At 71.0% G+C, this 3,457-nt stretch carries 6 protein-coding genes; 4 read left to right on the top strand and 2 right to left on the bottom strand.

The features are described 5' to 3' along the window. The 4 genes from FL311_RS44625 to FL311_RS41990 all read left to right on the top strand — a co-directional run. Window positions 1-863 (top strand): hypothetical protein (locus tag FL311_RS44625; protein ID WP_141333222.1); only part of this gene is annotated, 863 nt, incomplete at its 5' end. A gap of 15 nt (window positions 864-878) precedes the next feature. Next, window positions 879-1,223 (top strand): FmdB family zinc ribbon protein, encoded by a 345-nt coding sequence (locus FL311_RS42000; protein ID WP_141333221.1) that lies wholly within the window; start codon window positions 879-881, stop codon window positions 1,221-1,223. Window positions 1,224-1,286: 63 nt separating this feature from the next. Then, window positions 1,287-1,490 (top strand): hypothetical protein, encoded by a 204-nt coding sequence (locus FL311_RS41995; protein WP_141333220.1) that lies wholly within the window; start codon window positions 1,287-1,289, stop codon window positions 1,488-1,490. Between the two features lie 45 nt (window positions 1,491-1,535). After that, a complete protein-coding gene (locus FL311_RS41990) occupies window positions 1,536-2,285 on the top strand; it encodes a hypothetical protein (protein WP_141333219.1) in 750 nt (249 codons plus the stop codon). A 42-nt stretch (window positions 2,286-2,327) separates the two neighbouring features. Here the strand turns inward: FL311_RS41990 and FL311_RS41985 are convergent, their stop codons facing one another. Together FL311_RS41985 and FL311_RS41980 are read right to left on the bottom strand one after the other, a co-directional pair. After that, window positions 2,328-3,065 (bottom strand): PHP domain-containing protein, encoded by a 738-nt coding sequence (locus FL311_RS41985; RefSeq protein ID WP_141333218.1) that lies wholly within the window; start codon window positions 3,063-3,065, stop codon window positions 2,328-2,330. Window positions 3,066-3,128: 63 nt separating this feature from the next. After that, window positions 3,129-3,404, bottom strand: coding sequence for a hypothetical protein (locus tag FL311_RS41980; RefSeq protein WP_046713894.1), 276 nt, complete (start codon window positions 3,402-3,404; stop codon window positions 3,129-3,131). Between the last annotated feature and the right edge of the window lie 53 nt (window positions 3,405-3,457).

Genomic DNA, 3,457 nt, shown 5'->3' with positions numbered 1-3,457 from the left:
TCGCCACCCCGGCCCCCCAGCCCTCGGGCGAGGGCGCCAGCAAGGCGGCGAAGAAGGGCGCCAAGGCCGAGGAGCCCTCCATCCTGGAGCGCATCGCTCCCAAGAAGCGCGTCGCCGTGGACGAGGAGACGACCTCGCCCGTGGATCAGGACGAGGGACACAGCTTCCTGCGCCGCGACCTGCCCCGCCCCCGCGGCCGGTTCACCCGCGTGGAGGCGCCTCGCACCCCGTTCGTGGAGCTGACGCGCCAGAGCGGCAAGGAGGTCCTGGAGGCCTCGCTGGAGGGCTCCGAGCACCGCTTCGCCCTGCTGCGAAACCTCTCGCACCGCTTCAATGGCTCGCGTGGAGACCTGTCCCTGGTGGACCTGGAGACGGTGCTGCGCGATCACGGCCTGCTGGAGGCGCTGCAGGAGAAGGAGCGACTCCAGCTCCTGGATGCCTACACGCAGCAGCGTGGCGCCACGGGCCGGGTGGGCTGGGCGCTGGGCGTGAGCCCGCCGGAGCTGCAGCGGCTGGTGTCCGCGGTGGGGCTGACCGAGGAGGTCGAGGCCCTGCGCGAGCGCTTCCGCCGCGAGGCGCTGGCCACGTCCCACCTGACGCACCGGCTGGACCTGCTGGGGCGCGAGAAGTACCTCGCGGACCTGGGCATCCAGCGCAAGTTCAACGACTCGCTCCGCAAGGAGCTGGAGCGGCTGCTGAAGGACGAGGTCCCCACCGCCTCGGACCTGCACGGCCTGGCCGAGGCCGTGGGCCGCAAGTATGGCTCGCCCGGTGAGCTGGTCTTCCGCGCCATCGAGCGCCTGGGGCTGGCGGAGGGGCTGCGCAAGCAGCTGCACTCCGGTGGCCCTTCCTCAACACCCTGAAGAGGCAAATCACCCATGCCCATCTACGAGTACGCCTGCCAGAGCTGTGGAAAGATCATCGACGTGCTGCAGAAGATCTCCGACCCGACGCCCGCGGCCTGCACCGCCTGCGGCGCGGAAGGCTCGCTGACCAAGGTGGTCAGCCGCTCCAGCTTCGTCCTCAAGGGCGGAGGCTGGTACTCGGACCTGTACAGCTCCACGAAGAAGGACGGCGACTCGTCGTCCTCCTCCAGCGCGTCGTCCAGCAGCTCGTCCTCGTCGAGCAGCGCGTCGTCCAGCAGCAGCGCGTCGTCGAGCAGCACGCCCGCCGCGTCGAGCCCCGCCCCCGCGCCAGCGGCGGCCTCCAGCGACAAGAAGTAGTCGCCCGGGCGGGAGGGGCTGAAAATTCGCGCGGGGTCCGGGAGCGACGCACACTCGCTCCCCGTGCCCTTCCCTCCCTCCAAGCGTCCTCCCCGTCGCTGCGCCCTGTGTGGCCATCCGGAGCTCACGGATACGCGCGGGCTCGGCCGCTTCCTGCTCGTGCCGGACCCGCAGGGCCGAGGCCCCGTGTGTCCGTCGCAGCGCGGCTGCCGTGGCGGCAAGCGGGACAGCGCGGCCGAGTCCACGCTGACGCAGGCCTCGCGCTGAGCTAAACCGGGACCTCCCGCGCGCCCTGTCGCGGAAGGTGCCCCGATGCTCGCTCGACGCCCCCACTCCCTCCTGACTGTCCTCGTGCTGACCGCGCTCGCGGCCGGCTGCGGCAACTACACCCGCATGGCGCCGGACGCCCGCACGTCCCTCCAGCGGACCCTCACCGGCCCCGACGCGGAGCAGTACCTGCGCCTGTCCGGCAACGTCACGCCCTTCTTCGGCGACGGCTCCAAGCGCCTGCTGACGCCCTACGCGCCCGAGGACGTGCGCCTGCTGGACGACAGCAGCGGCAAGCCCATCTCCCCCGGCGCGGTGGAGCGCACCCTGCCGGTGGGCACGAAGCTGCGCATCACCAAGGTGGAGTTCCCCACCGCGTGGGTGGTGGCCGAGCGCGTCCTCTACACCCCGCGCACCTGGCCCTGGGTGTACCTGGCCGAGGACGGCGCGAAGCCCGACGCCCCGCCCCTCATCCTCGTGCTGCCGCCCAACCTGGATCAGCCCAACGACTTTCGCGCGGAGTTGGAGAAGTACCTCTCCCCGCAGAACCCCAAGGCCCTGATGGAGGCGTTCGCCGCCCCCGTGCGCGACGCCATCCGGGAGAAGCGCCTGGTCGCCAACATGTCGGCGGACGCGGTGCGCATGGCCTGGGGCCCGCCGGAGCGGGTGCGCCGCTCGCTGGAGGGCGCCGCCAAGAACGAGGAGTGGACGTACCCGGGTGGGCGCCGCAAGGCCTTCCTGTCGGACGGCCGGCTCGCTCGCGCCGAGGAGGCCGGGGCCTCAGTTCTGCCTTGAGACGAGGCCGGGGCCTTTGTGCTGCCCCGGGCCGCCGAGGCCCTACCGGCGACCGCCGCCACCACCACGGCGGCGCTTGCCACCCCCACCGCCGCCCTGCTTGCGGGCCGCCTGGGCCTCCCCTGGGCGCGTCAGCCGGGGCAGCTCACCGGCCATCACCGGCCAGAACTCGCCCTTGAGCAGCTCGGTGATGAGCTGGGCCTGCGACGTCACCGGGTTCTTGAAGAACGTGGCGCCCCGGCCCACCTCGTCCAGCGAGCCCCGCGCGTCGCTGCCACCGGTGCACGGCAGCTTGAGCGCCTCGGCGGCCTCCACGGCCAGATCATTGGACGTCTGCTTCACCCGGGCGTTGTAGCCCTCCACCGCGCACAGCACGTTGAGCGAGCGGACGTAGTCCATGGCCGGGTTCGGCGAATCCCTGTCGAAGGGCCGGGCGGCGACAATGGCCGCACCCAGGGCCTTCACCTTGGGCAGACACTCCGCGGCGCTCCAGGGCTTCTCGCGGTTGCTGCCCCACATCTGCACGGGCTCCGGGGCCAGCTCCGGCTTCGGGAAGAAGCACAGGTATTGGCCTCGGTCCGTGACCAGTTCCAGCCCGACGAAGACCTTCACCTTCGCCTTCGCACCAATCTCGAACAGCTCGTCGCAGCCGTCCTGGGTGTTCGTCTCGGTGAAGGCCACCCCGTCCAGGCCGAACATCGCGGCCCGTTCCAGCACGGCGCGAGGGTCCAGCTCGCACCCCTTGGACAGGTGGGAATGGGCGTGCAGGTCGATGAGCATGGGCGCCGCTCCCTAACAGGCTCCCCCGGGGCTGTCGAGCCCGTGCTGCCCGCCCCGCCCCGCTCAGGCGAAGGCGTAGGACTGGAAGGTCCCCTGCTTGGCCTGCGTGTTCTTCTCCTCGTAGGTGCGGATGAGGTAGCCCATCAGCATCAGCGAGGACGTGTTCTCCAGCACCCGGGACGGGTCCTTCGAGATGAGATTGGCGCTGTAGTTGAGGAAGAACTGCGCCAGCTCCTCCCCCGCCTCCTTGACGATGAGCGCGTTCAGCGCGGTGGGCTCCATCGTCCGGATGGTGTTGATGAAATCAACCGCCAGATCCTTCTTGGTCTTCACGTCCACGGGCCTGCCCCCTTCCCCAACACGCCGCCACTCGTGGCCCCTGCCGCGCGCGC

This window comes from Myxococcus sp. AB025B (assembly GCF_006518215.1).
Lineage (GTDB): Bacteria > Myxococcota > Myxococcia > Myxococcales > Myxococcaceae > Myxococcus > Myxococcus fulvus.
The sequence above is the reverse complement of the archived record's forward strand: the minus strand, read 5'-3'. Positions and strand labels throughout refer to the sequence as shown.